The sequence below is a fragment of the Pseudomonas extremaustralis genome (assembly GCF_900102035.1).
GTDB lineage: Bacteria > Pseudomonadota > Gammaproteobacteria > Pseudomonadales > Pseudomonadaceae > Aquipseudomonas > Aquipseudomonas extremaustralis.
The window spans coordinates 5233066-5257169 of record NZ_LT629689.1; the positions used below are offsets into that span (position 1 = coordinate 5233066).

Below are 24104 nucleotides of genomic sequence, written 5' to 3' on the forward strand. Positions count from 1 at the left end.
ATGGAAAAGATTCTGATCAGCCGCTGCCTGCTCGGCCACGCAGTGCGCTATGACGGTGGGGCCAGCGGGCCGTTCGACCAACTGACGATGTGGCAGGCCGAAGGCCGTGTGGTTGCGATCTGCCCGGAAGTGGCCGGCGGGTTGCCGACGCCGCGCCCGGCGGCCGAGATTGCGGGCGGGCAGGGCGTCGACGTGTGGGAGGGCCGCGCCCAGGTGCTGACCGCCGAGGGCGAAGACTTCAGCGCCGCCTTCCTCGACGGTGCCCGCCAGGCGTTGGCGCTGGTGCAACACCACAACATCCGCATCGCCGTGCTCAAGGCCAATAGCCCCTCGTGTGGCAATCTGCTGACCTACGACGGCACCTTCAGTGGCGTGAAGGTGCACGGTGAAGGCGTGACAGCGGCGCTGCTCAAGCGCCATGGTGTGCAGGTGTTCAGTGAGCTGGAGTTGCCTGAGGCGGCGCAAGCCCTGGCCAATATTTGATCTACTGTGCCTTGACCGTCGGCGTATCGCTTTCAAACCACTTCTGCGACAGCTCCTTCAAGCGGCCATCGTCTTTCACGCGCTTCAACGCCCCGTCCAGACTCGTCTTGAACGCCGGGTTGCCCTTCTGGAACGGGATCGCCAATTCGGGCTTCTCACGATACGCCTCACTGAAATCGAACTGATCCTCAAGCTCGGCAGTCTTAGCGATATGGTTGATGGCCACGTCGTACTTGCCGGTCGCGACCCCCGTCAGCAGATCGGCGTCATCGGTGGTGATAAATGAGGAGCGCACGTCCATTTCTCTTGCCAGCAGTTCACCCAGCTCGACTTCAAAGCCGGTGAGTTTGTCGCCTTCCTTGAAGTTGTAGGGCGGGGTATTGGCTTCAAGAGCGATGCGCAGTTCACCGCGGTCGTTCACATCGTCGATCAGCTCGGCATGAGCCAAAGGGCTCAAAAGGGGAAGCAAAAGTAACAGGCCAGGCGAAAAGCGCATGGTCACTCCTAGAATTTTCAAATGTGCGAGGCGTCGTTCAGCATCGCTTTGTTATGGTGTCGAGAGCCTTGGACAGCAATTTGCCGCGAAGTTGTTATAACCCTACAGATTTCCTGGAAAAACTGGAGAAGCGAATGAAAGCCTTATTGTCCCGTGCAACGATTGCCAGCGTATTGCTGGGTGCTTCGATGTTGGCTACCGCTGCCGATGGCATCCCGCGCAGCGCGCCGCCCGAAGGCGCCAAGGTATTTATCGTGTCGCCCAAAGACGGCGCCACCGTCGATAAAACCTTCACCGTCAAATTCGGCATGGAAGGCCTGAAGCTGGCGCCAGCCACCGATCAGACCCCAGGCACCGCTCACCAGCACCTGCTGATCGACCAAAAAGAGCTGCCGGACGCCAGCGTGCCAATCCCGGCCACCGACACCGTGATCCACTACGGCAAGGCCCAGACCGAAACCGAACTGACCCTCACCCCAGGCAAGCACACCTTGCAACTGGTGGCCGGCGACAAGCTGCACATGCAATTCAACCCGACTGTCGCCTCGAAAGTCATCACGGTTAACGTGAAATAAAAAAAACGGGAGCCCTGTAAGGGGCTCCCGTTTTTTGTAGGGACGGGTTCTTAGAAAAGAACGCGGCTACGGATGGTGCCATTGATGTGCTGCAGCTTCTCTTGCGCCAGGTCCGAGTACTCGGCGTCTACGTCGATTACCACGTAGCCGACCTTCTCGTTGGTCTGCAGGAACTGACCGGCGATGTTGATGCCGTTTTCCGCGAAGACCTTGTTGATCTCCATCATCACGCCAGGAATGTTCTGGTGGATGTGCAGCAGACGGTGCTTGCCAGGGTGAGCCGGCAGCGCCACTTCCGGGAAGTTGACCGACGACACCGAGGTGCCGTTGTCGCTGTACTTGACCAGTTTTTCCGACACTTCCAGACCAATGTTGGCCTGGGCTTCAGCGGTGGAACCGCCGATGTGCGGGGTCAGGATCACGTTGTCCAGGCCACGCAGCGGGCTTTCGAAGATGTCGTCGTTGGAGCGTGGCTCCACCGGGAACACGTCGATGGCGGCGCCGATCAGGTGCTTGTCCTTGATCGCGTCGGCCAGGGCGTCCAGCTTGACCACGGTACCGCGCGCAGCGTTGATCAGGATGCCGCCTTTCTTGATCGAGCGGATTTCCTTCTCGCCGATCATCCACTGAGTCTCAGCGGTTTCCGGCACGTGCAGGGTGACGATGTCGGACATGCCCAGCAGCTCGGACAGGCTCGACACTTGCGTGGCGTTGCCCAATGGCAGCTTGGTCAGTGTGTCGTAGAAGAACACCTGCATGCCCAGGCCTTCAGCCAGTACCGACAGCTGAGTGCCGATCGAGCCGTAACCGACGATACCCAGCTTCTTGCCGCGGATTTCGAAGGAGTTGGCTGCGCTCTTGATCCAGCCGCCACGGTGGCAGGAAGCGTTCTTCTCAGGGATACCGCGCAGCAGCAGGATGGCCTCGGCCAGCACCAGCTCCGCGACGGAACGGGTGTTGGAGTACGGTGCGTTGAACACCGCGATGCCACGCTCGCGCGCTGCGTTGAGGTCGACCTGGTTGGTGCCGATGCAGAAACAACCGACCGCCACGAGCTTCTTGGCGTGATCGAAGATCTCTTCGGTCAGCTGAGTGCGGGAGCGAATGCCGATGAAGTGCGCGTCGGCGATCTTTTCCTTGAGCTGGGCGTCCGGCAGAGAACTGGTGATGTACTCAATGCTGGAGTACCCGGCGGCCTTCAGGACTTCGACGGCCGATGGGTGGACACCTTCCAGAAGAAGGAACTTGATCTTGCTCTTATCGAGAGAAGTCTTGCTCATCTGCGTAAACCTGTATCCCGGAGAAAAATGGCAGGGAATCGGATCGCTTAAGCTGACCCGGACGGCAGGAAAGCCGTCACCGCAGAAACGCCTTTGGGCTCTATCCTGCGGGGGCGGTATGCTAGCATACGTGCCCCGCTAAACACCTATTCCTGCGACGTGAAGCGTTCTCAGGATGACCATGAATTGTTCGAGAGTTCTGTCGATGACCCATCCTGCCCTGATTGATGAGCTAAAGACCCTGGTTGAGCCCGGCAAAGTGCTGACCGATGCAGACTCCCTGGAGGCTTACGGCAAGGATTGGACCAAGCACTTCGCCCCCGCGCCGACCGCCATCGTCTTCCCCAAGACCATCGAGCAGGTCCAGGCCATCGTGCGCTGGGCCAATGAACACAAGGTGGCGCTGGTGCCGTCGGGTGGTCGTACCGGCCTGTCGGCCGCCGCCGTGGCGGCCAATGGCGAAGTGGTCGTCTCCTTCGACTATATGAACCAGATCCTCGACGTGAACCTCACCGACCGCACCGCCAAGTGCCAGCCGGGTGTGGTCACCAAGCAATTGCAGAACGTCGCCGAAGAGAACGGCCTGTATTACCCGGTGGATTTCGCCTCGTCCGGTTCAAGCCAGATTGGCGGCAATATCGGCACCAATGCCGGCGGAATCAAGGTCATTCGCTACGGCATGACCCGTAACTGGGTGGCCGGCATGAAAGTCGTCACCGGCAAGGGCGACGTGCTGGAGTTGAACCGCGACCTGATCAAGAACGCCACCGGCTACGACATGCGCCAGCTGTTCATCGGCGCCGAAGGCACCCTGGGCTTTGTGGTCGAAGCCACCATGCGCCTGGACCGGGCGCCGAAAAACCTCACCGCCATGGTGCTCGGCACCACCGATTTCGACTCGATCATGCCGGTGCTCCACGCGTTCCAGAGCAAGCTGGACCTGACCGCCTTCGAGTTTTTCTCTGACAAGGCCCTGGCCAAAGTCCTCGGCCGTGGCGATGTGCCGGCGCCGTTCGAAACCGAGTGCCCGTTCTACGCGCTGCTGGAATTCGAGGCCACCACCGAAGAAGTCGCCAACCACGCCCTGGAAACCTTCGAGCACTGCGTCGAGCAGGGCTGGGTACTGGACGGCGTGATGAGCCAGAGCGAAACCCAACTGCACAACCTGTGGAAACTGCGCGAGTACATCTCCGAGACCATTTCCCACTGGACGCCGTACAAGAACGATATTTCGGTCACCGTGTCGAAAGTGCCGGCGTTCTTGCAGGAAATCGACGCGATCGTCGGCGAACACTACCCTGACTTCGAAATCGTCTGGTTCGGCCACATCGGCGACGGCAACCTGCACTTGAACATCCTCAAGCCAGAAAACCTGAGCAAGGATGAGTTCTTCGCCAAGTGCGCCACCGTGAACAAGTGGGTGTTCGAAACCGTCGAGAAGTACAACGGCTCGATCTCCGCCGAACACGGCGTGGGCATGACCAAACGTGATTACCTGACTTACAGCCGTTCGCCGGTTGAAATCGAATACATGAAGGCCGTCAAAGCGGTGTTCGACCCGAACGGGATCATGAACCCCGGCAAGATCTTCGCTGTTTAACCGCCCCTGAAGGAGTCGTTCCATGAGCTACCAGCACAAGTATGTCGACGGCACCAACATCCACTTTCCAGTGGGGAAAGTGGTGTGTATCGGGCGTAACTACGCCGAACATGCCAAGGAACTGGATAACCCGGTGCCGACCGAACCGCTGCTGTTCATCAAGCCGGGCAGTTGTGTCGTACCGCTGGAAGGCGGGTTCAGTATTCCGACCGAGCGCGGTTCGGTGCACTACGAGGCGGAAATCGCGGTTCTGATCGGCAAGCCGCTGTCGGCCAAGCCCAGCCGTGAAGAAGTGCTGGACGCCATCTCCGGCTTCGCCCCGGCCCTGGACCTGACCCTGCGCGACAAGCAGGCCGAGCTCAAGGCCAAGGGCTTGCCGTGGGAAATCGCCAAGTCCTTCGACGGCGCGGCGGTGATCGCTCCGTTCGTGGTCGGCAGCACTTTCCCGGACCTGACCGATATCGGCATCCGCCTGACCATCAATGGCGAAGTGCGCCAGGATGGCAACAGCGCGGTCATGCTCAATCCGATCGTCCCGATGATCCAGTACATGGCTGGCTGTTTCTCGCTGCAGGCGGGCGACGTGATCCTCACCGGCACCCCGGCCGGTGTCGGCCCGCTGAATGTGGGTGATGAGCTGGTGCTGGAACTGACCGGCGTGAACCGCTTCGAAACCAGCGTTCGCTGAGTTACCGGCCAAAAGTGGAAGGGGGCAAGCCCCTTCCATATTGGATCTATGGCTTTTGCATTTTTTTCACACTGCATCCGGATAATTTCCTGCCTCCGGCACGCGGGCCCGTTGATCCTGTGCTATCCCTTGAAGCTGACTTTCTGGAAAAGCACCCTATGGCCCTGCCTTTGCCCGCGGCACCCTCCAAACCCCGTTCTCGCTTTGCCCTGCGCTGGTACTCCTGGCTGTTTCTGGCGGTCGCGATCGGGTATGGCGTTTCCTGGGCCATGCACTGGGACGATCGTGGTGTGTTGTGGGTACTGGAACGCTTTGAAACGCCGGCCGGACGCCAGGAAAGCGTATGGTTGCCGGACTACCGTGCGGTCATCGATGGCAAGCTGTTGCCGGGCATGGAGAAAGACGAAGCTTCGGACATTTCCTACAATCCCCAGACCAAAACCCTGTTTTCCGTCATGGGCAAAAATCCCTTCCTCGTCGAGCTGACCCTGCACGGCGATGTGCTGCGCAAGATGCCGCTCAACGGCTGGAGCAACCCCGAAGGCGTGGCCGTCATGGAAAACGGCCTGATGGCAGTGGTCGACGAGCGTGACCACAGCCTGACCATCGTCAAGGTCGACCCCAGCACCCAGCAACTGAACAAGGCCGATTTCCCGAGCTACGACCTGGGCCCGTCCAAGGACCAGAACAAAGCGTTCGAGGGTATTACCTGGGACAAACGCAATCAGCAGTTTTTGCTGGGCGAAGAGCGCCCGCCGGCGTTGTTCGCCTGGAAAAGCGATGGCAGCCAGACCCTGACCGGCGACAAGCAAAAACTGCCCAGTAAGAAACTGGACATGCGCAACCTCTCGGCCCTGGCCATCGACCCGCGCACCGGGCACTTGCTGGTGCTGTCGGCCGACTCCCACCTGTTGCTGGAGCTGAATGAAAAAGGCGAACAGGTCAGCTTCATGACCTTGCTCGGCGGCTTCAACGGGCTCAAAAACACCATTCCGCGGGCGGAAGGGGTGACCATGGACGAGGAGGGCACGCTGTACATGGTCAGTGAGCCGAACCTGTTCTACGCGTTCAAGAAATCCGCTCAGGCGCCCCTGTAGAAGCCGGCAAGCCGGCTTCCTACCAGGAAGCCATGCGTCAGGCCTTGAGGGTTTTCACGCCTTCCGGGGTGCCCAGCAGCAGCACATCGGCCGGACGCGCGGCGAACAGGCCGTTGGTGACCACGCCGACGATAGCGTTGATCCGGGTCTCAAGCTCCACCGGGTTGGTGATCTGCATGTTGTACACGTCGAGGATGATGTTGCCGTTGTCGGTCAACACGCCTTCGCGGTACACCGGGTCGCCGCCCAGCTTCACCAGCTCGCGGGCCACATGGCTGCGGGCCATCGGGATCACTTCCACCGGCAGCGGGAAGGCGCCGAGTACCGGTACCAACTTGCTGGCGTCGGCGATGCAGATAAAGGTCTTGGCCACGGCTGCGACGATCTTCTCGCGGGTCAGGGCTGCGCCGCCGCCTTTGATCAGGTGCAGGTGTTCGTCGCTTTCATCGGCGCCGTCGACGTAGAACTCCAAGTCGCTCACGGTATTGAGCTCGTACACCGGAATGCCATGGCCCTTGAGGCGCGCGGCGGTGGCTTCGGAGCTGGCCACGGCGCCGTCGAACGCGCCCTTGTGCTTGGCCAGTGCATCGATGAAGCAGTTGGCGGTGGAGCCGGTGCCGACGCCGACGATGCTTTTGTCGTCGAGTTTGGGAAGGATTAAATCGACGGCGGCCTGGGCCACTGCCTGTTTGAGTTGATCCTGGGTCATGCGGGCTCCGGAGCGGGCGGGGAGTAAAGAGGGCGCGAGTATACCCCAACAAACCTTGGGATTCGTGTGGTCTCCCGGCCAAACGCTGGGTTAGACTCGTTGCCCCTGTCAACCCGCCCAGTGATCTCCGCCGATGCTTGAACAGTACGTCAAAAAGATTCTCACCTCGCGCGTTTACGACGTTGCGGTAGAAACCCCGCTGCAGACCGCCCGCCAGCTCTCCGAGCGGCTGGGCAACACGGTCTTGCTCAAGCGTGAAGACTTGCAGCCGGTGTTCTCGTTCAAGATTCGCGGCGCCTACAACAAGCTGACCCAATTGACGGCTGAAGAGCGCGCGCGCGGCGTCGTCACGGCCTCGGCAGGCAACCACGCCCAGGGCCTGGCTTTGGCGGCCAAGGTGCTGGGGGTCAAGGCTACTATCGTGATGCCCAAGACCACGCCGGAGATCAAGGTCGAAGGTGTGCGTTCCCGTGGCGGCAAAGTCGTGCTGCATGGCGATTCCTTTCCGGAAGCCCTGGCCTACTCGCTGAAGCTGGTCGACGAAAAAGGCTACGTCTACATCCACCCCTACGATGACCCCCATACCATTGCCGGGCAGGGCACCGTGGCGATGGAGATCCTGCGCCAGCATCAGGGGCCGTTGGACGCGATTTTCGTGCCGGTGGGCGGCGGCGGGTTGATCGCCGGTATCGCGGCGTATGTGAAATACCTGCGCCCGGAGATCAAGATCATCGGCGTCGAACCAGACGACTCCAATTGCCTGCAGGCCGCCATGGCCGCCGGCGAGCGTGTGGTGCTGCCGACCGTGGGCATCTTTGCCGATGGTGTGGCGGTGGCGCAGATCGGCCAGTACACCTTCGACATCTGCAAGGACTATGTGGATGAAGTGATCACCGTCAGCACCGATGAAATCTGCGCGGCGATCAAGGATATCTACGACGATACCCGCTCCATCACCGAGCCTGCGGGCGCCTTGGGTGTGGCAGGCATCAAGAAATACGTCGAGACCCGCAACGTCACCGGGCAGACCCTGGTGGCCATCGACTCCGGTGCCAACGTCAACTTCGACCGCCTGCGCCATGTGGCCGAGCGCGCCGAGCTGGGCGAAGGGCGCGAAGCCATCATCGCCGTGACCATCCCCGAGAAACCGGGCAGCTTCAAGGCGTTCTGCGAGGCCGTGGGCAAGCGTCAGATCACCGAATTCAACTACCGCTATCACACCGGCCGCGAGGCGCACATCTTCGTCGGCGTACAGACCCACCCGGAAAACGACCCGCGCAGTGCATTGATCGCCAGCTTGACCGGCAAGGGCTTCCCGGTGCTGGACCTGACCGAGAACGAACTGGCCAAGTTGCACATCCGGCATATGGTCGGCGGGCATGCGGCCAAAGTCAGTGATGAAGTGGTGTTTCGCTTCGAGTTCCCGGAGCGGCCAGGGGCTTTGTTCAACTTTCTCAACAAATTGGGCGGGCGCTGGAACATCTCGATGTTCCACTATCGCAACCACGGCGCAGCCGATGGCCGAGTGGTCGCTGGCCTGCAAGTCCCGGCGGACGAGCGCCATCTGGTATCGGCAGCCCTGGAGGCCATCGGCTATCCGTACTGGGACGAAAGTGATAACCCGGCTTACAAACTGTTCCTCGGTTGAGCGACTACGCTGATTGGGGCGGCCTTTAAGGAAGACGACACATGGAAACCCTGACCACCCTCAAAGTTATCCACATGGCGGCCACGGTGTTGCTGCTGCTCAGCGGCCTCGGTCTGGCGTTGCTGGCCTGGCGCAAACGTAGCGCCGGTCCGGCGGTGATCGTGCAGCGCCCGTGGGCATTCGTCTGGTTGCTGATGGGGATTTGCGTGGTGAGCATGCCGTTTACCGGCTGGTGGCTGGTGCATTTGACGGGCTGGCCGCTGGGGCAAGCCTGGATCCTGGGTTCCAGCCTGCTCTACACCGTGGCGGCGTTGGCGTGGTTCTGGCTGGTGGCGCGGCTCAATCGCTTGCGCAAAGGCGAGGGCGGTAGCCTGAATTTCACCCTGGTGCTGGCGGTGGTCAGCCTGGTGGGGTTCGTGGCGATTGCCGGGCTCATGGGCGCCAAGCCGGTTTAAGGCTTGGGATCGAGTTGTCCGCATCGGGAGCAAGCCCCCTCCCACAAAGGTGGCGGACTTGCTCCCGATAGGGCCATCAACTGCGCAGCGTAATCACCGGCCAGCCGCGTTTTTCGGCTTCGGCCCGCAGATTCGGGTCCGGGTCTACCGCGATCGGATGCGTCACCTGCTCCAGCAGCGGCAAATCATTCATCGAGTCGCTATAGAAATAGCTGCCTTCCAGGCTGTGCCCGGTTTCTTCCAACCAACGATTCAGGCGCGTCACCTTGCCCTCGCGAAAGCACGGCACATCGGTGCTGCGCCCGGTGTAGCGGCCGTCTTCCATCTCGCATTCGGTGGCGATCAGCGCGTCCACACCCAGGCGTGCGGCAATCGGCGCGGTGACGAACCGGTTGGTGGCGGTGATGATGACCAGCTTGTCACCCGCGTCGCGGTGCTTGCCCAGCAGTTCAAATGCCAGCGGCAGCATGATCGGCTCGATGCAGTCGCGCATATAGTCGTTGTGCCACTCCTCCAACTGGGCCATCTCGGTGCGGCCGAGGATTTCCAGGCAGAAGTTCAGGTACGCGGCGTTGTCCAACTGACCGGCCAGGTAGTCCTGATAGAACTCATCGTTGCGGGCCTTGTAGGCCACCGGGTCGAGAATCCCGCGTTCGCAGAGGTAATCGCCCCAGGCGTGATCGCTGTCACCCCCCAAAAGCGTGTTGTCCAAGTCGAATAAAGCCAGGCGCATCGCAGTTACTCGCTGAAAAGTCTGTAAAAAGGCGTCCAGAATACGGTCTTTTCACAAGAGTGCACATAAGGTAAGAAGCCTCGTTGCCGCTGGAACAACCTTTGTGGAACAATGCGGCGACATGCGTTTGCGAGGTTGTTGCCGTGATCGACCCCGATGGTTTCCGTCCTAATGTCGGGATTATTCTTACGAATGATGCCGGACAGGTGCTATGGGCTCGCCGAATCAACCAAGATGCCTGGCAGTTTCCTCAGGGCGGAATCAACCCCGATGAAACCCCTGAAGACGCCCTGTACCGTGAGTTGAATGAAGAAGTTGGCCTTGAGCGCGAAGATGTGCAAATTCTGGCCTGTACCCGGGGCTGGTTGCGCTATCGTTTGCCGCAACGCTTGGTGCGTACCCACAGCCAACCGCTGTGCATCGGCCAGAAGCAGAAATGGTTTCTCCTGCGCCTGATCTCCAACGAGCAGCGGGTGCGGATGGATTTGACCGGTAAACCGGAGTTCGATGGCTGGCGTTGGGTCAGTTATTGGTACCCGTTGGGCCAGGTGGTGACATTCAAGCGCGAGGTTTATCGTCGCGCTCTCAAAGAGCTTGCCCCGCGCCTTTTAGCGCGCGACTGACGACGGAGTTCGACCCCGAGCCATGCTCAATACGCTGCGCAAGATCGTCCAGGAAGTTAACTCCGCCAAGGATCTCAAGGCGGCGTTGGGGATTATTGTGTTGCGCGTCAAGGAAGCCATGGGCAGCCAGGTCTGCTCGGTTTACCTGCTGGACCCCGAGACCAACCGTTTTGTGCTGATGGCCACCGAGGGCTTGAACAAGCGCTCCATCGGCAAGGTCAGCATGGCGCCCAATGAAGGTCTGGTGGGCCTGGTGGGGACGCGTGAAGAACCCCTGAACCTCGAAAACGCGGCCGATCACCCGCGTTATCGCTACTTTGCCGAAACCGGCGAAGAGCGCTATGCCTCGTTCCTCGGCGCACCGATCATTCACCACCGCCGCGTTGTCGGCGTGTTGGTCATCCAGCAAAAAGAACGCCGCCAGTTCGACGAAGGTGAAGAAGCCTTCCTCGTGACCATGAGCGCGCAGCTCGCCGGCGTTATTGCCCACGCCGAAGCCACCGGCTCGATTCGCGGCCTGGGGCGCCAGGGCAAGGGCATCCAGGAAGCCAAGTTCGTCGGCGTGCCTGGTTCGCCGGGTGCGGCCGTCGGTACGGCGGTGGTCATGCTGCCACCGGCCGACCTGGACGTGGTGCCGGACAAGAACGTCGATGACATCGACGCCGAAATCAGACTGTTCAAGACCGCCCTTGAGGGCGTACGCGCCGACATGCGCAACCTGTCGACCAAACTGGCCACGCAGTTGCGCCCCGAAGAGCGCGCGCTGTTCGACGTGTACCAGATGATGCTCGACGACGCGTCCCTGGGTAACGAAGTCAAGACCGTGATCAAGACCGGCCAGTGGGCCCAGGGCGCGCTGCGCCAGGTGGTCTCCGATCACGTCAACCGTTTCGAATTGATGGACGACGCCTACCTGCGCGAACGTGCCTCGGATGTGCGCGATCTCGGTCGCCGTCTGCTCGCCTACTTGCAGCAAGATCGTTCCACCAATCTGGTCTACCCCGACAACACCATCCTGATCAGTGAAGAACTGACCGCCACCATGCTCGGCGAAGTGCCGGAAGGCAAACTGGTTGGCCTGGTCTCGGTACTCGGTTCGGGTAACTCCCACGTTGCGATCCTGGCTCGCGCCATGGGTATTCCGACGGTGATGGGCCTGGTGGACCTGCCGTATTCCAAGGTCGATGGCATCGACATGATCGTCGATGGGCATCGCGGCGAGGTGTTTACCAACCCCAGCGAGCTGATGCGCAAGCAATACGCCGAAGTGGTCGAGGAAGAGCGCCAACTGTCCCAGGGCCTCGACGCCCTGCGCGAACTGCCGTGCGTGACCCTCGACGGCCACCGCGTACCGCTGCTGGTCAACACGGGCCTGCTGGCGGATGTGGCGCGTGCTCAACAACGTGGCGCCGAAGGGGTCGGGCTGTACCGCACCGAAGTGCCGTTCATGATCAACCAGCGGTTCCCGAGCGAGAAGGAGCAGCTGGCGATTTACCGCGAGCAACTGTCCGCCTTCCACCCGTTGCCGGTGACCATGCGCAGCCTCGACATCGGCGGCGACAAATCGCTGTCCTATTTCCCGATCAAGGAAGACAACCCCTTCCTTGGCTGGCGCGGCATTCGCGTCACCCTCGATCACCCCGAAATCTTCCTCGTGCAGACCCGTGCGATGCTCAAGGCCAGCGAAGGCCTGAACAACCTGCGCATTCTGCTGCCGATGATCTCCGGTACCCACGAGCTGGAAGAAGCCCTGCACCTGATCCACCGCGCCTGGGGTGAAGTGCGCGACGAAGGCGCCGACGTACCGATGCCGCCGATTGGGGTGATGATCGAAATTCCGGCGGCGGTGTACCAGGCCAAGGAATTGGCGCGGCAGGTGGACTTCCTGTCCGTGGGCTCCAACGACCTGACCCAGTATCTGCTGGCCGTGGACCGCAACAACCCACGGGTGGCCGACCTCTACGACTACCTGCACCCGGCGGTGCTGCAAGCGCTGCAGCATGTGGTGCGCGACGCCCATGCCGAAGGCAAGCCGGTGAGCATCTGCGGGGAAATGGCCGGCGATCCGGCGGCGGCGGTGCTGTTGATGGCAATGGGCTTTGACAGCCTGTCGATGAACGCCACCAACTTGCCGAAAGTGAAATGGCTGTTGCGCCAGGTGAATCTGAGCATGGCCAAGGAACTGCTGGCCGAGTTGATGACCATCGACAACCCGCAAGTTATCCACAGCTCGCTGCAATTGGCCCTGAAGAACCTGGGGCTGACGCGGATGATCAACCCGGCGGCGGCAGCCAAAACCTTGTAGGAGCGAGCTTGCTCGCGAAAAAACTGAGGGCACCGCGTGCATTCAGGGGGCGCGCATTATCGTTGACGATTTTCGCGAGCAAGCTCGTTCCTACAGGTTGATCTCTACTTCGCCGAGCCGCCCACCGTGCGGCCCAAAACTGCGCTCCACTATCTGCCGCGTGCCGTCCGCATTCACAATCAGCGCTGTACTCGCCCGTGTCCCATAACTGGGGCTGGCGATAAATACGCTTGATAGCAAACTCTCGGTTGCCAAGCCCACGCCGGTGTCCGGCAGCTCGGCAAACGGTGCGGTCTGCGGGTCGCTCAAGATGTCCAGCAGGGTTTCCGGCTGCGGGTTCTCCAGTACCTCGCCCAGCGCCGCCTTGGCCTTGAGCAATTTCGGCCATGGCGTGTCGAGCCCTGCATTGGAAAGGCCGTACACCCCCGCGGGTAGCTGCGTAGGCACGCTGTCGCGGGCGTTGTAATGCCACAGCTCCTCCCGCGTGCCCACCAACAGGTTGAACCCGGCATATTCAATCGCGCGGCCGTTGATCTCCGCCAAATACTGCTCAAGCGGCAGCGAACCGCCGAGAAACCGCGCCACCAGTTCCCCACGCGACTTGCGGGCCGGCGGCTGGTGCGGGTCGCGGATATTGGTCAGGGCGGCAAAACGCCCATCGGCGTTGACCCCAAGCCAGGTGCCGCCGGCTTCCAGGTCGCGACCGGCGTAGACGTGCGGCGCATCCTGCCATTGGGCCAGTGGCAGGCTGGGGCGGGCGTAGAACTCGTCACGGTTGGCCGCGACGATCAGCGGCTGGGCATGGCCAGGCCGCCAGGCGAATACGATCAGGCACATCAGGTGATTCCCCTTTGTGTTTTTGGCCACTCTACTCACACACGCGGTTACGTTCCATCGTATCCAGTTGGGTCGCATGCCTTCCATCCGTTAACATGCCGGACTTGGTTTGGGGGCTCCCATGGAATTTCTGCTGTATTTGCTGCTGGGTGCTTGTGCGGGCGTGCTCGCCGGGCTGTTTGGCGTGGGCGGCGGGATCATTATCGTGCCGGTGCTGGTGTTCAGTTTCACCTTGCAGGGCTTCGATCCGCAGGTGCTGACCCACCTGGCCGTGGGCACGTCGCTGGCGACGATCATCTTTACCTCGATTAACGCCGTGCGTGAACACCACCGGCGTGGCGCGGTGCGTTGGCCGATCTTTGTGTGGATGACCGTGGGCATCCTGATCGGCGCAGGCTTCGGCGCGCTGACGGCCGAGGCGATTTCCGGCCCCCATCTGCAGAAGATCATCGGGGTGTTCGCGCTGGTCATCGCCGTGCAACTGGCCCTGGAGGTCAAGCCCAAGGCCAGCCGCACGGTGCCGGGCAAGGTCGGCCTGACCCTGGCGGGCACGGTGATCGGCTGGGCCTCGGCGATCTTCGGGATCGGTGGCGGCTCGCTGACCGTGCCGTTCCTGACCTGGCGCAGCGTACCGATGCAGCAGGCGGTGGCCACCTCATCGGCCTGTGGTTTGCCGATTGCCTTGGCCAGTGCATTAAGTTTCATGATTCTGGGCTGGCATGACCCCTTGCTGCCCGCTCATAGTCTAGGGTTCGTGTATTTGCCGGCGCTGCTGGGCATTGCCCTGACCAGCATGGTGTTTGCCCGCTTCGGCGCGCGCCTGGCGCACCGCTTGTCGCCGCGCTTGCTGAAACGGCTGTTTGCCGGGCTGCTGTTTTGCGTGGGCTTAAATTTCTTGCTGTAACGCAGGCTTAATCGCGCCCGGGCATGGTCCGGCGCTATAACGAATGATTTACGAGGAGTCGCAATGCTGCCTTACCCGCAGATCGATCCGGTGGCCGTGGCCATCGGTCCGCTGAAAATCCACTGGTACGGGTTGATGTACCTGATCGGCATCGGCGGTGCCTGGTTGCTGGCGTCCCGGCGCCTGAACCGTTTCGACCCGACCTGGACCAAGGAGAAACTCTCCGACATGGTGTTCTGGCTGTCGATGGGGGTGATCGTCGGCGGGCGCCTGGGGTATGTGCTGTTCTACGACTTGTCCGCGTACATCGCCAACCCGACGCTGATCTTCGAAGTGTGGAAGGGCGGCATGGCGTTCCACGGCGGGTTTATCGGCGTGATGATCGCCGCCTGGTGGTTCGGTCGGCGTAACGGCAAGTCGTTCTTCCAACTGATGGACTTCGTCGCACCGCTGGTGCCGATCGGCCTGGGCGCCGGGCGTATCGGCAACTTCATCAACGCCGAGCTGTGGGGCAAGCCGACCGACGTGCCATGGGCCATGGTGTTCCCGCCGTTCAGCGACCCGGCGCAACTGCCGCGCCATCCGTCGCAGCTCTACCAGTTCGCCCTGGAAGGTGTGGCACTGTTTCTCATTCTGTACCTCTTCTCGCGCAAGCCACGCCCCACCATGGCCGTGTCGGGGATGTTCGCGCTGTTCTACGGGATCTTCCGCTTTATCGTCGAGTTCGTGCGCGTGCCGGATGCGCAGTTGGGCTACCTGGCGTTTGGCTGGGTGACCATGGGCCAGATCCTCAGCCTGCCGATGATCCTCGGTGGCCTGGGCCTGCTGTGGTGGGCGTACAACCGCCCGCAACCGCTCAAGAACACCGCGCTTTAAATTCGAACGCCGAGGCCTGCGAGGTCTCGGCTTCAACGATACGGGTAATGAAATGAAGCAATATCTCGAACTACTGAACGACGTCGTGACCAATGGCCTGACCAAAGGCGACCGTACCGGCACCGGCACCAAGGCTGTGTTCGCCCGTCAGTATCGGCATAACTTGGCCGACGGCTTTCCGCTGCTGACCACCAAGAAGCTTCACTTCAAAAGCATCGCCAATGAATTGATCTGGATGTTGAGCGGCAACACCAACATCAAGTGGCTGAACGAGAACGGTGTGCGCATCTGGGACGAGTGGGCCACCGAAGACGGTGATCTGGGCCCGGTGTACGGCGAGCAGTGGACCGCCTGGCCGACCAAGGACGGCGGCAAGATCAACCAGATCGACTACATGGTCGAGACGCTGAAGACCAACCCCAACAGCCGCCGCATCCTGTTCCACGGCTGGAACGTCGAGTACCTGCCCGACGAGACCAAGAGCCCCCAGGAAAATGCCCGTAACGGCAAACAAGCGCTGCCGCCTTGCCACCTGCTGTACCAGGCGTTCGTGCATGACGGCCATCTGTCGATGCAGTTGTATATCCGCAGCTCCGACGTGTTCCTCGGCTTGCCGTACAACACCGCCGCGCTGGCGCTGCTGACCCACATGCTGGCCCAGCAATGCGACCTGATCCCCCACGAGATCATCGTCACCACCGGCGACACCCACGCCTACAGCAACCACATGGAACAGATCCGCACCCAACTGGCGCGCACGCCGAAGAAGCTGCCGGAACTGGTGATCAAGCGTAAGCCAGCGTCGATCTACGACTACAAGTTCGAAGATTTCGAAATCGTAGGTTACGACGCCGATCCAAGCATCAAGGCCGACGTCGCCATCTGAGGCTATCTCAGTCTAAAGGTGTGGGCTTGTGTGGGAGGGAGCAACCCCCTCCCACAATTTGATCCGGTGACCCCTTCAAATTAATGGCCGTGGCTTCTGCCTACATGGGAAGGCTCAGCCTCGCTGGCGGCAACACCGCCGTTGACCTCCAACCGCTGCAAAATCCCGCAATGATCCCCGCCGCCACAACGCTGGCGCAGGTCGATCAACTGCTCCTGCAACGCCAATAGCCCGTCGATCCGCGCTTTGACATGGTGGATATGCTCGTCGATCAACGCATTCACGTTTTCGCACTGGTCCTGAGGGCTGTCGCGCAGGTCGAGCAGGCTGCGGATTTCTTCCAGGGTCATGTCCAGGCTGCGGCAGTTGCGGATAAAGATCAGTCGTTCGGTGTGCGCCTGGGTGTACACGCGGTAGTTGGCCTCGGTGCGCGCCGGGGGAGGCAGCAGGCCTTCCTTCTCGTAATAACGGATGGTTTCCACCGGGCAGTCGGTCAGTTTGGCCAGTTCGCCGATCTTCATTGCCGCAATCTCCAAATGGGTGCTTGACCCTATAGTGGCTACAGGGTCTTTACTTGGCAACAGGCACCTTACGGACGCGACCTGATGAGCGACTCCCTCCACACCCCGCACAAACACGAGCATGGCCATGACCACGATCATGACCATGATCATGGCCCGAAGAAACTCACCCCCGTGCATGACCACGGCCACGGCGACAGCTGCTGTTCCGGCACGCCGGCCCCGACGCTGGTGAAGCTGGGCCAAGCGCCCACCGCCAGCTCGCGCCTGAGCACTTTCCGCATCGAAGCCATGGACTGCCCCACCGAGCAGACGCTGATCCAGAACAAACTGGGCAAGCTCGCCGGTGTGCAGCAGCTGGAATTCAACCTGATCAACCGCATCCTTGGCGTCACCCACGACCTGCCGAACACTGCGCCGATCATCGAGGCCGTCAAATCCCTCGGGATGCAGGCCGATCCTGTCGAAGAAGGCACCCCGGCGGCCGAACTGCCCGCCAAGAAGCATTGGTGGCCGCTGGCAGTGTCCGGCGTGGGCGCCCTGGGCGCCGAGGTGTTGCACTTCACCAACGCGGCGCCGACCTGGGTCATTGCCATGGTGGCGTTGGTCTCGATCCTCAGCGGTGGCCTCACCACTTATAAAAAGGGCTGGATCGCCCTGAAGAACCTCAACCTGAACATCAATGCGCTGATGAGTATCGCGGTCACCGGCGCGGTCTTGATCGGCCAGTGGCCGGAAGCGGCGATGGTGATGTTCCTGTTCACCGTGGCCGAACTGATCGAAGCCAAGTCCCTGGACCGTGCGCGCAATGCCATCAGTGGCTTGATGCAGATGACCCCGGAGCGGGCCACGGTGCGTCAGGCTGACGGCAGTTGGGTCGAACTTGAAGTTAATAACATCGAACTTGGCGCGATCGTGCGGGTAAAGCCCGGAGAGCGCATCGGCCTGGACGGCGACGTCACCGCCGGCACGTCCACCATCGACCAGGCGCCGATCACCGGAGAAAGCCTGCCGGTTGAAAAAACCGTGGGCGATAAGGTCTTCGCCGGCACCATCAACCAGGCCGGCTCCCTGGAATACCAAGTCACGGCGGCGGCGAACAATTCCACCCTGGCGCGGATCATCCACGCCGTGGAGCAGGCCCAGGGCGCCCGTGCGCCGACCCAGCGTTTTGTCGACAGCTTCTCGAAGCTCTACACCCCGGCAGTGTTCCTGCTTGCCCTGGGTGTGGCCGTCATCCCGCCGCTGTTCATGGCCGCTGCCTGGTTCGACTGGATCTACCGCGCCCTGGTGCTGCTGGTGGTCGCGTGCCCTTGCGCCCTCGTGATCTCCACCCCGGTGACCATCGTCAGCGGCCTGGCGGCGGCAGCGCGCAAAGGCATTCTGATCAAAGGCGGCGTGTACCTGGAGGGCGGTCACAAGCTGAATTACCTGGCCCTCGACAAAACCGGCACCATCACCCACGGCAAACCGGTGCAGACCGATTACCTGATGCTGGTGCCCGACGTCGAGGCGCGAGTCCAGGCCCTGGCCGCCGGCCTGGCGGCGCGCTCCGACCACCCGGTGTCCCTGGCGATTGCCAACGCGGCTGTGGATAAAAGCCTGCCGGTGCACCTTGTGGATAACTTCGAAGCCCTGGCCGGTCGAGGCGTGCGCGGTGATATCAACGGCGAAACCTATCACCTGGGCAACCATCGCCTGGTGGAAGACCTCGGCCTGTGCTCGCCGGCACTGGAAGACAAACTCTTCGCCCTGGAGAAACAAGGCAAGTCCGTGGTGTTGTTGTTGGATAAATCCGGCCCGCTGGCGCTGTTCGCCGTGGCCGACACGGTCAAGGACAGCAGCCGCGAAGCCATCGAGCAACTGCACGAGCTGGGCATCAAGACCCTGATGCTCACCGGCGACAACACCCACACCGCCCAGGCCATCGCGGCCCAGGTTGGCATCGACCAAGCCCAGGGCGACCTGTTGCCCACCGACAAGCTGCTGGCCATCGAAGCCCTTTACGGCCAGGGCCATCGGGTGGGCATGGTCGGCGATGGCATCAACGACGCGCCGGCGTTGGCCCGCGCCGAGATCGGTTTCGCCATGGCCGCCGCCGGTACCGACACCGCCATCGAGACCGCCGACGTGGCCTTGATGGACGATGATTTGCGCAAGATTCCGGCTTTCATTCGGTTGTCGCGGCAAACGTCGAGTATCCTCAGGCAGAACATCGCCCTGGCGCTGGTGATCAAGGCGATCTTCCTGGTGGTCACCTTCCTGGGCCTGGCCACCATGTGGATGGCGGTGTTCGCCGACATGGGCGTGGCCCTGCTGGTGGTGTTCAATGGCCTGCGCCTGTTGCGCAAATAGATGATGAGAGGCTGGCGTGCTGAGTGCCGAGTTAAAGGCGTTTTATATGGTCGCCCGCCTGGGCAGCATCACCCAGGCGGCAAAGAAACTCGGCCTCAGCCAGCCCACCGTCACCACCCAGATCCGTAACCTGGAGAGCCAATACGGCGTCGAGCTGTTCTACCGCGGCGGCCGGCGCCTCACTGTCAGCGACGAAGGTGCGCGCCTGCTGCCGATGGTCAAGACGCTGTTGCAGCAGGAAGCGGATATCGAGTTTTTCCTGCGCAACAATGGCCAGGTCCAGGGCGCGCTGCGGATCGCCGCCACGGCGCCGTATTACATCCTCGACCTGGTCAAAGCCTTTCGCGAACGCCTGCCGCAAGTGGAGGTGTCGGTGGAAATCGGTAACTCCCAGCAGGTGCTCGAAGCATTGGACGACTACCGCGTCGACGTCGCCGCTTCCTCGCAATTGCTGGAAGACCCACGCCTGATTCGCCGCGTACTGGGCTCCGACCCGCTGGTGCTGGCGGTGCACCGCAACCATCCCCTGGCCAGCCTCGATCACGTGCCGTTGACGGCATTGGCCGGTCACACCTTGTTGATGCGCGAAGCCGGCTCCACCACGCGACGGCTGACCGAAGACATGCTGCAAGGCGCCGGCGTGAGCTACGGGCCGCTGCTGGAAATCGGCAGCCGCGAGTCGATCCGCGAAGCGGTGCTGCGCAATATCGGCATCAGCATCATCGCCCGCCAGGAAGTGCCCCATGACCGGCAACTGAAGGTACTGACCCTGGAGAATGCGCCGCAGATTCCCGAGTACCTGTATTGCCTCAAGGAAAGAAAAGGCGCGCGGTTGCCGGCGGCGTTTCTGGGGTTGGCGCAGGAAATGTCGCCGATCTGAACAAGACGGTGGCATTGAGGGCGCTATCGGGAGCAAGCCCCCTCCCACACTTGACCGGGTTCCAACATGACAATGCGGTAAAAATGTGGGAGGGGGCTTGCCCCCGATAGCGGTAGTCCAGGCCCTCCACCTCTGTGAGCCCTACCCAAATCCACCAATACCACTATCACCGCGTTTTGCCTTTCTGCCACATCAGGGACGCATTGCCTGCCTAGCATGGCCTTCATCCGTTCGATGAGGTGCCTTGCATGAACACAGCCCTGACCCAACCCGGCGCGCCGATGAAGGTGCGCGGTATCCAGAAACGCTTCGGCGCCTTTACCGCGCTGGACAACGTGTCCCTGGACGTCGCCGCCGGTGAGCTGGTGTGCCTGCTGGGTCCGTCCGGTTGCGGCAAGACCACATTGCTGCGCTGCATCGCCGGCCTGGAACGCCAGGACAGCGGCGAACTGTACCTGGGCAACCGCGACGTTTCCCTGTTGCCGCCCCAGGCGCGGGACTACGGGATTCTGTTCCAGTCCTACGCGCTGTTTCCCAATCTCACCGTCGAAGCGAATATCGCCTACGGCCTCACCGGCAGCGGTCGCGACGAAGTGCGTAAGCGCGTCGGCCAGATGCTTGAACTGGTGGGCCTGCTCGGCAGTGAAAAGAAATACCCCGGCCAACTCTCCGGCGGTCAGCAGCAAAGGGTGGCCCTGGCCCGTGCGCTGGCGCCAGCGCCGTCGCTGCTGTTGCTGGATGAACCGATGTCGGCTCTCGACGCCCGCGTGCGCGAGCATCTGTGCACCGAGTTGCGCCAGTTGCAACGGCGCCTGGGCATTACCACGTTGATGGTCACCCACAACCAGGACGAAGCCATGCTGATGGCCGACCGCATCGCCGTGATGCACAACGGCAAGGTCGAGCAATACGCCACGCCCCAGGAAATTTACGACCGCCCGGCTACGCCGTTCGTGGCGGAGTTTGTCGGCCAGGGCAACTGGCTGCCATTCAGCCGCAACAGTGCCAGCCATGCCCAGGTCGGCGGGATGAATATGCGCCTGGCCGACGATGCCGGCGTGGCCAAGTCCGGCCGTTTGTTTTGCCGCCCGGAAGCCATCAGCGTCAACCCGCCGGTGCATGAAGAAAACCTGTTCCCGGCCAAAGTGCGCGAGATCACCTTTCTCGGTAATCGCTGCCGCATGAGCTTTGAGCTGGAGCAACTGCCCGGTCATCCGCTGCTGGCCGAACTGGCCCCGGAAGCCATGCCGCGCCTGGGCGCCCAGGACATCTGGGTGGCCTTGCCGCCGCGCAGCCTGCAGGTGTTTGCCTGAGATGGCTGCCGTTATGACGCTGCCGCGCCAGGTCACCCGCGCCGAATGGGGCGACCGCCTGTTCGTAGTGGGCGGCAAATGGCTCTGGCTGTTGCTGCTGGGCATCGCCGTGCTGCTGCCACTGCTGGCGATCTTCTGGCGCGGCTTCAGCAGCGAGGCAGGGCAGGGTGGTGGCCTGGTGGCGGCGCGCGAGCTGGTGACCAGTGCCAACTTTCACTGGCTGCTGGGCAATAGCCTGAAAGTTTCCCTCAGCGTGGCGGCCATCGTCGTACCGCTGGCCTACCTGTTTGCCTACGCACTGCAACGCACCTTGATACCCGGCAAAGCCCTCTGGCGCGGCCTGTCGCTGTTGCCGCTGATGGCGCCGTCGATGCTGCCGGGCATTGCGCTGGTGTACCTGTTCGGCAACCAGGGCCTGCTGCGTGGGCTGCTCTCGGAAAATATCTACGGCTTCTGGGGCATTGTGCTGGGGGAAGTGATCTACACCTTCCCACACGCCCTGATGATCCTGCTGTCGGCGCTGTCCCTGGCGGATGCGCGGCTGTTCGATGCAGCCTCGAGCATGGGCGCCAGCCCCGCCCGGGCGTTTCGCAGCATCACCTGGCCGGCCACGCGGCAGGCCGCGTTCGCCGCGTTCTGCCTGGTGTTCACCCTGACCATCACCGACTTCGGCGTGCCCGTGGTGGTCGGCGGCGATTATCAGGTGCTGGCGCTGGAGGCCTACAAGGCCGTGGTCGGCCAGCAGCAGTTCGGACGCGGGGCGTTGATCGGCATGGTGTTGCTGCTGCCGGCGCTGTTCAGTTTTGGCGTCGATGCCTGGCTGCGTCGGCGTCAGGGCGATTCGATGAGCGGCCGTGCCCAGGTGTTCCAGCCGGTGCGGTCGCGGCGGCGCGATGGTTGCTACCTGGCCATCGTGCTGCTGATCTGCGCGGCGTTGCTGCTGGTGTTCGGCATGGCGGTGTATTCCTCGCTGGTGAAGTTCTGGCCGTACAACCTGTCGCTGTCGCTCAACCATTACCAGTTCGAAGACACCGCCGGCGGCGGTTGGCTGGCCTATCGCAATAGCCTGACCCTGGCCCTGTGTACCGCGTTGATCGGCAGCGTGCTGATCTTCACCGGCGCCTACCTGATGGAAAAGACCCGTGGCCAGCAAGGCCTGAACCTGGCGCTGCGCCTGCTCAGTTTTGTGCCGATGGCGGTGCCGGGGTTGGTGCTGGGCCTGGGCTACGTGTTCTTTTTCAACCTCAGCGGCAACCCGTTGCACGTGTTCTACGGAACCATGACCCTGCTGGTGGTATGCACCATCGCGCACTATCTGACCACCGCGCAGATGACCGCCACCACCGCGCTGCGCCAGCTGGACGCCGAGTTCGAAGCTGCCGCGCTGTCCCTCAAGGCGCCGTTGTATCGCCATTACCTGCGCGTGACCGTGCCGATCTGCCTGCCGGCACTGTTGGACATCGTGCGCTATCTGTTCGTGTCGGCGATGACCACCGTCTCGGCCGCGATCTTCCTCTACAGCCCCGACACCATCCTCGCCGCCGTCGCCGTGTTGAACATGGACGATGCCGGCAACGTCGGCGGCGCGGCGGCCATGTCCACTTTGATTCTGTTCACTTCGGCCGGCGTTTCGCTGCTGCTGGCGTGGGCCTCACGTGGCGCCCTGCGCCGCTCCCAAGCCTGGCGCCAGACCGCGCCCGGCCAATAACCCTTGAAGGAGGTATTCCATGTTCAAGCCCCTGACGCTGGTCGCTGCCGTACTCACTGCATTCAGCCTGAATGCCTTCGCCAAGACCGAGCTGACCGTGTACACGGCCCTCGAAGCCGAGCAGTTGAAAACCTATAAACAGGCATTCGAAAAGGCCAACCCCGACGTCGAAATCAAATGGGTGCGCGATTCCACCGGCATCATCACCGCCAAGCTGCTGGCCGAGAAAGCTCGCCCGCAAGCCGACGTGGTGTGGGGCCTGGCCGCGTCGAGCCTGGCGATCCTCGACCAGCAAGGCATGCTGGACAACTACGCGCCGAAGGACCTGGACAAGATCGGCAAAAACTACCGCGACGCCGCGAACCCGCCGGCCTGGGTCGGCATGGACGTATGGGCCGCGACCATCTGCTTCAACACCGCCGAGGCTGAGAAGCAAGGCCTGACCAAACCGGTGAGTTGGCAGGACCTGACCAAGCCTGAGTACAAGGGCAAGATCGTCATGCCCAACCCGGCGTCCTCGGGCACCGGCTTTCTGGATGTGAGCGCCTGGCTGCAGACCTTCGGCGAGAAGCAGGGCTGGCAGTACATGGACGACCTGCACCAGAACATCGGCCAATACGTTCATTCCGGTTCCAAGCCGTGCAAGCTGGCCGCCTCGGGGGAATTCCCGATTGGCATTTCGTTCGAGTACCCGGCCGTGCAGTTGAAACGCCAGGGTGCGCCGCTGGACATCATCCTGCCGAAAGAAGGCCTGGGCTGGGACATCGAGGCCACGGCCGTGATCAAGGGCACCGCCCACGCCGATGCCGCGAAAAAACTCGCCGACTTCTCCGCCAGCCCGGCGGCGATGGACCTGTACAAGGACAACTTCGCTGTTCTCGCCCAACCGGGTATCGCCAAACCGCAGACCGAATTGCCGGCCGATTACGAGCAGCGGTTGATCAAGAACGACTTTGCCTGGGCGTCGTCGCATCGCGACAGCATCCTGACTGAATGGCGCAAGCGCTATGACGGCAAGTCGGAAAAACAATAACTTTCACCTCTACCTGTAGGAGCGAGCTTGCTCGCGAAAAACGTCAACGATGAGGCAGCGCTTCAGGTTATCCGCGTCGCCTATTCGTTCTTCGCGAGC

At 61.9% G+C, this 24104-nt stretch carries 23 protein-coding genes; 17 read left to right on the top strand and 6 right to left on the bottom strand.

The annotated features are described in order from the left end of the window. A complete protein-coding gene (locus tag BLR63_RS24055; protein WP_010564448.1) occupies nt 1–483 on the top strand; it encodes a DUF523 domain-containing protein in 483 nt (160 codons plus the stop codon). 1 nt (nt 484) lies between these two features. Here the strand turns inward: BLR63_RS24055 and BLR63_RS24060 are convergent, their stop codons facing one another. After that, complete coding sequence (locus BLR63_RS24060; RefSeq protein WP_010564447.1) at nt 485–979, bottom strand: transporter substrate-binding domain-containing protein; 495 nt, start codon at nt 977–979, stop codon at nt 485–487. A gap of 134 nt (nt 980–1113) precedes the next feature. On the opposite strand from BLR63_RS24060, the gene BLR63_RS24065 reads away from it, so the two are divergent. Then, entirely contained in the window at nt 1114–1554 is a 441-nt protein-coding gene (locus BLR63_RS24065; RefSeq protein ID WP_010564446.1) for a DUF4399 domain-containing protein, read from the top strand. A 50-nt stretch (nt 1555–1604) separates the two neighbouring features. Here the strand turns inward: BLR63_RS24065 and serA are convergent, their stop codons facing one another. Then, nucleotides 1605–2834 carry a phosphoglycerate dehydrogenase gene (gene serA, locus BLR63_RS24070; RefSeq protein WP_010564445.1) on the bottom strand — a complete coding sequence of 410 codons (1230 nt, stop codon included), beginning with the start codon at nt 2832–2834 and terminating at the stop codon, nt 1605–1607. A 205-nt stretch (nt 2835–3039) separates the two neighbouring features. Here serA and BLR63_RS24080 point away from each other — a divergent pair, with 205 nt between their 5' ends. The 3 genes from BLR63_RS24080 to BLR63_RS24090 all read left to right on the top strand — a co-directional run bounded on the left by BLR63_RS24080 (nt 3040) and on the right by BLR63_RS24090 (nt 6219). Beyond that, the gene (locus BLR63_RS24080; RefSeq protein WP_010564444.1) at nt 3040–4434 is read left to right on the top strand and encodes an FAD-binding oxidoreductase; all 1395 of its coding nucleotides are present in this window, start codon (nt 3040–3042) and stop codon (nt 4432–4434) included. Between the two features lie 22 nt (nt 4435–4456). Then, nucleotides 4457–5122 (top strand): fumarylacetoacetate hydrolase family protein, encoded by a 666-nt coding sequence (locus tag BLR63_RS24085; protein ID WP_010564443.1) that lies wholly within the window; start codon nt 4457–4459, stop codon nt 5120–5122. Nucleotides 5123–5280: 158 nt separating this feature from the next. Then, nucleotides 5281–6219 carry an SdiA-regulated domain-containing protein gene (locus tag BLR63_RS24090; protein ID WP_010564442.1) on the top strand — a complete coding sequence of 313 codons (939 nt, stop codon included), beginning with the start codon at nt 5281–5283 and terminating at the stop codon, nt 6217–6219. Between the two features lie 37 nt (nt 6220–6256). On the opposite strand, the gene rpiA is transcribed toward BLR63_RS24090, so the two are convergent. Beyond that, a complete protein-coding gene (rpiA, locus tag BLR63_RS24095; protein WP_010564441.1) occupies nt 6257–6928 on the bottom strand; it encodes a ribose-5-phosphate isomerase RpiA in 672 nt (223 codons plus the stop codon). A gap of 133 nt (nt 6929–7061) precedes the next feature. On the opposite strand from rpiA, the gene ilvA reads away from it, so the two are divergent. Further along, nucleotides 7062–8576 (top strand): threonine ammonia-lyase, biosynthetic, encoded by a 1515-nt coding sequence (gene ilvA / locus BLR63_RS24100; protein WP_010564440.1) that lies wholly within the window; start codon nt 7062–7064, stop codon nt 8574–8576. A gap of 41 nt (nt 8577–8617) precedes the next feature. Further along, nucleotides 8618–9031 (top strand): DUF2269 family protein, encoded by a 414-nt coding sequence (locus BLR63_RS24105; RefSeq protein ID WP_010564439.1) that lies wholly within the window; start codon nt 8618–8620, stop codon nt 9029–9031. A 76-nt stretch (nt 9032–9107) separates the two neighbouring features. Here the strand turns inward: BLR63_RS24105 and BLR63_RS24110 are convergent, their stop codons facing one another. Next, a complete protein-coding gene (locus BLR63_RS24110) occupies nt 9108–9764 on the bottom strand; it encodes a histidinol-phosphatase (RefSeq protein ID WP_010564438.1) in 657 nt (218 codons plus the stop codon). Between the two features lie 143 nt (nt 9765–9907). On the opposite strand from BLR63_RS24110, the gene BLR63_RS24115 reads away from it, so the two are divergent. Both BLR63_RS24115 and ptsP read left to right on the top strand, forming a co-directional pair. Next, entirely contained in the window at nt 9908–10387 is a 480-nt protein-coding gene (locus tag BLR63_RS24115) for an RNA pyrophosphohydrolase (RefSeq protein WP_003176750.1), read from the top strand. A 22-nt stretch (nt 10388–10409) separates the two neighbouring features. Continuing rightward, nucleotides 10410–12692: a phosphoenolpyruvate--protein phosphotransferase gene (gene ptsP / locus BLR63_RS24120; protein WP_010564437.1), complete on the top strand. Its 2283-nt coding sequence runs from the start codon at nt 10410–10412 to the stop codon at nt 12690–12692. A 90-nt stretch (nt 12693–12782) separates the two neighbouring features. Here ptsP and BLR63_RS24125 read toward each other — a convergent pair whose 3' ends face one another. Next, nucleotides 12783–13529 carry an NRDE family protein gene (locus BLR63_RS24125; protein ID WP_010564436.1) on the bottom strand — a complete coding sequence of 249 codons (747 nt, stop codon included), beginning with the start codon at nt 13527–13529 and terminating at the stop codon, nt 12783–12785. Between the two features lie 121 nt (nt 13530–13650). Between BLR63_RS24125 and BLR63_RS24130 the strand changes: the two genes are divergently transcribed. From BLR63_RS24130 to BLR63_RS24140, 3 genes are all read left to right on the top strand, one after another. Next, nucleotides 13651–14433: a sulfite exporter TauE/SafE family protein gene (locus BLR63_RS24130; RefSeq protein ID WP_010564435.1), complete on the top strand. Its 783-nt coding sequence runs from the start codon at nt 13651–13653 to the stop codon at nt 14431–14433. Between the two features lie 63 nt (nt 14434–14496). After that, complete coding sequence (gene lgt, locus BLR63_RS24135; protein ID WP_010564434.1) at nt 14497–15309, top strand: prolipoprotein diacylglyceryl transferase; 813 nt, start codon at nt 14497–14499, stop codon at nt 15307–15309. A 52-nt stretch (nt 15310–15361) separates the two neighbouring features. Next, the gene (locus BLR63_RS24140; RefSeq protein ID WP_010564433.1) at nt 15362–16195 is read left to right on the top strand and encodes a thymidylate synthase; all 834 of its coding nucleotides are present in this window, start codon (nt 15362–15364) and stop codon (nt 16193–16195) included. A gap of 80 nt (nt 16196–16275) precedes the next feature. On the opposite strand, the gene cadR is transcribed toward BLR63_RS24140, so the two are convergent. Beyond that, nucleotides 16276–16716, bottom strand: coding sequence for a Cd(II)/Pb(II)-responsive transcriptional regulator (gene cadR, locus BLR63_RS24145; RefSeq protein ID WP_010564432.1), 441 nt, complete (start codon nt 16714–16716; stop codon nt 16276–16278). Between the two features lie 84 nt (nt 16717–16800). Here cadR and BLR63_RS24150 point away from each other — a divergent pair, with 84 nt between their 5' ends. From BLR63_RS24150 to BLR63_RS24170, 5 genes are all read left to right on the top strand, one after another. Next, nucleotides 16801–19071 carry a heavy metal translocating P-type ATPase gene (locus BLR63_RS24150; RefSeq protein ID WP_010564431.1) on the top strand — a complete coding sequence of 757 codons (2271 nt, stop codon included), beginning with the start codon at nt 16801–16803 and terminating at the stop codon, nt 19069–19071. 16 nt (nt 19072–19087) lie between these two features. Further along, a complete protein-coding gene (locus tag BLR63_RS24155; protein WP_010564430.1) occupies nt 19088–19951 on the top strand; it encodes a LysR family transcriptional regulator in 864 nt (287 codons plus the stop codon). A 248-nt stretch (nt 19952–20199) separates the two neighbouring features. Beyond that, a complete protein-coding gene (locus BLR63_RS24160; RefSeq protein WP_010564429.1) occupies nt 20200–21264 on the top strand; it encodes a putative 2-aminoethylphosphonate ABC transporter ATP-binding protein in 1065 nt (354 codons plus the stop codon). 1 nt (nt 21265) lies between these two features. Further along, nucleotides 21266–22972: a putative 2-aminoethylphosphonate ABC transporter permease subunit gene (locus BLR63_RS24165; protein ID WP_010564428.1), complete on the top strand. Its 1707-nt coding sequence runs from the start codon at nt 21266–21268 to the stop codon at nt 22970–22972. A gap of 19 nt (nt 22973–22991) precedes the next feature. After that, nucleotides 22992–24005: a putative 2-aminoethylphosphonate ABC transporter substrate-binding protein gene (locus BLR63_RS24170; protein ID WP_010564427.1), complete on the top strand. Its 1014-nt coding sequence runs from the start codon at nt 22992–22994 to the stop codon at nt 24003–24005. Nucleotides 24006–24104: the final 99 nt, after the last annotated feature.

What these genes read in the sequence shown, in the direction of transcription:
- BLR63_RS24055 (WP_010564448.1), top strand. Translation starts at nt 1, where the DNA reads ATGGAAAAGATTCTGATCAGCCGCTGCCTGCTCGGCCACGCAGTGCGC.
- BLR63_RS24060 (WP_010564447.1), bottom strand. Translation starts at nt 979, where the DNA reads ATGCGCTTTTCGCCTGGCCTGTTACTTTTGCTTCCCCTTTTGAGCCCT.
- BLR63_RS24065 (WP_010564446.1), top strand. Translation starts at nt 1,114, where the DNA reads ATGAAAGCCTTATTGTCCCGTGCAACGATTGCCAGCGTATTGCTGGGT.
- serA (WP_010564445.1), bottom strand. Translation starts at nt 2,834, where the DNA reads ATGAGCAAGACTTCTCTCGATAAGAGCAAGATCAAGTTCCTTCTTCTG.
- BLR63_RS24080 (WP_010564444.1), top strand. Translation starts at nt 3,040, where the DNA reads ATGACCCATCCTGCCCTGATTGATGAGCTAAAGACCCTGGTTGAGCCC.
- BLR63_RS24085 (WP_010564443.1), top strand. Translation starts at nt 4,457, where the DNA reads ATGAGCTACCAGCACAAGTATGTCGACGGCACCAACATCCACTTTCCA.
- BLR63_RS24090 (WP_010564442.1), top strand. Translation starts at nt 5,281, where the DNA reads ATGGCCCTGCCTTTGCCCGCGGCACCCTCCAAACCCCGTTCTCGCTTT.
- rpiA (WP_010564441.1), bottom strand. Translation starts at nt 6,928, where the DNA reads ATGACCCAGGATCAACTCAAACAGGCAGTGGCCCAGGCCGCCGTCGAT.
- ilvA (WP_010564440.1), top strand. Translation starts at nt 7,062, where the DNA reads ATGCTTGAACAGTACGTCAAAAAGATTCTCACCTCGCGCGTTTACGAC.
- BLR63_RS24105 (WP_010564439.1), top strand. Translation starts at nt 8,618, where the DNA reads ATGGAAACCCTGACCACCCTCAAAGTTATCCACATGGCGGCCACGGTG.
- BLR63_RS24110 (WP_010564438.1), bottom strand. Translation starts at nt 9,764, where the DNA reads ATGCGCCTGGCTTTATTCGACTTGGACAACACGCTTTTGGGGGGTGAC.
- ptsP (WP_010564437.1), top strand. Translation starts at nt 10,410, where the DNA reads ATGCTCAATACGCTGCGCAAGATCGTCCAGGAAGTTAACTCCGCCAAG.
- BLR63_RS24125 (WP_010564436.1), bottom strand. Translation starts at nt 13,529, where the DNA reads ATGTGCCTGATCGTATTCGCCTGGCGGCCTGGCCATGCCCAGCCGCTG.
- BLR63_RS24130 (WP_010564435.1), top strand. Translation starts at nt 13,651, where the DNA reads ATGGAATTTCTGCTGTATTTGCTGCTGGGTGCTTGTGCGGGCGTGCTC.
- lgt (WP_010564434.1), top strand. Translation starts at nt 14,497, where the DNA reads ATGCTGCCTTACCCGCAGATCGATCCGGTGGCCGTGGCCATCGGTCCG.
- BLR63_RS24140 (WP_010564433.1), top strand. Translation starts at nt 15,362, where the DNA reads ATGAAGCAATATCTCGAACTACTGAACGACGTCGTGACCAATGGCCTG.
- cadR (WP_010564432.1), bottom strand. Translation starts at nt 16,716, where the DNA reads ATGAAGATCGGCGAACTGGCCAAACTGACCGACTGCCCGGTGGAAACC.
- BLR63_RS24150 (WP_010564431.1), top strand. Translation starts at nt 16,801, where the DNA reads ATGAGCGACTCCCTCCACACCCCGCACAAACACGAGCATGGCCATGAC.
- BLR63_RS24160 (WP_010564429.1), top strand. Translation starts at nt 20,200, where the DNA reads ATGAACACAGCCCTGACCCAACCCGGCGCGCCGATGAAGGTGCGCGGT.
- BLR63_RS24165 (WP_010564428.1), top strand. Translation starts at nt 21,266, where the DNA reads ATGGCTGCCGTTATGACGCTGCCGCGCCAGGTCACCCGCGCCGAATGG.
- BLR63_RS24170 (WP_010564427.1), top strand. Translation starts at nt 22,992, where the DNA reads ATGTTCAAGCCCCTGACGCTGGTCGCTGCCGTACTCACTGCATTCAGC.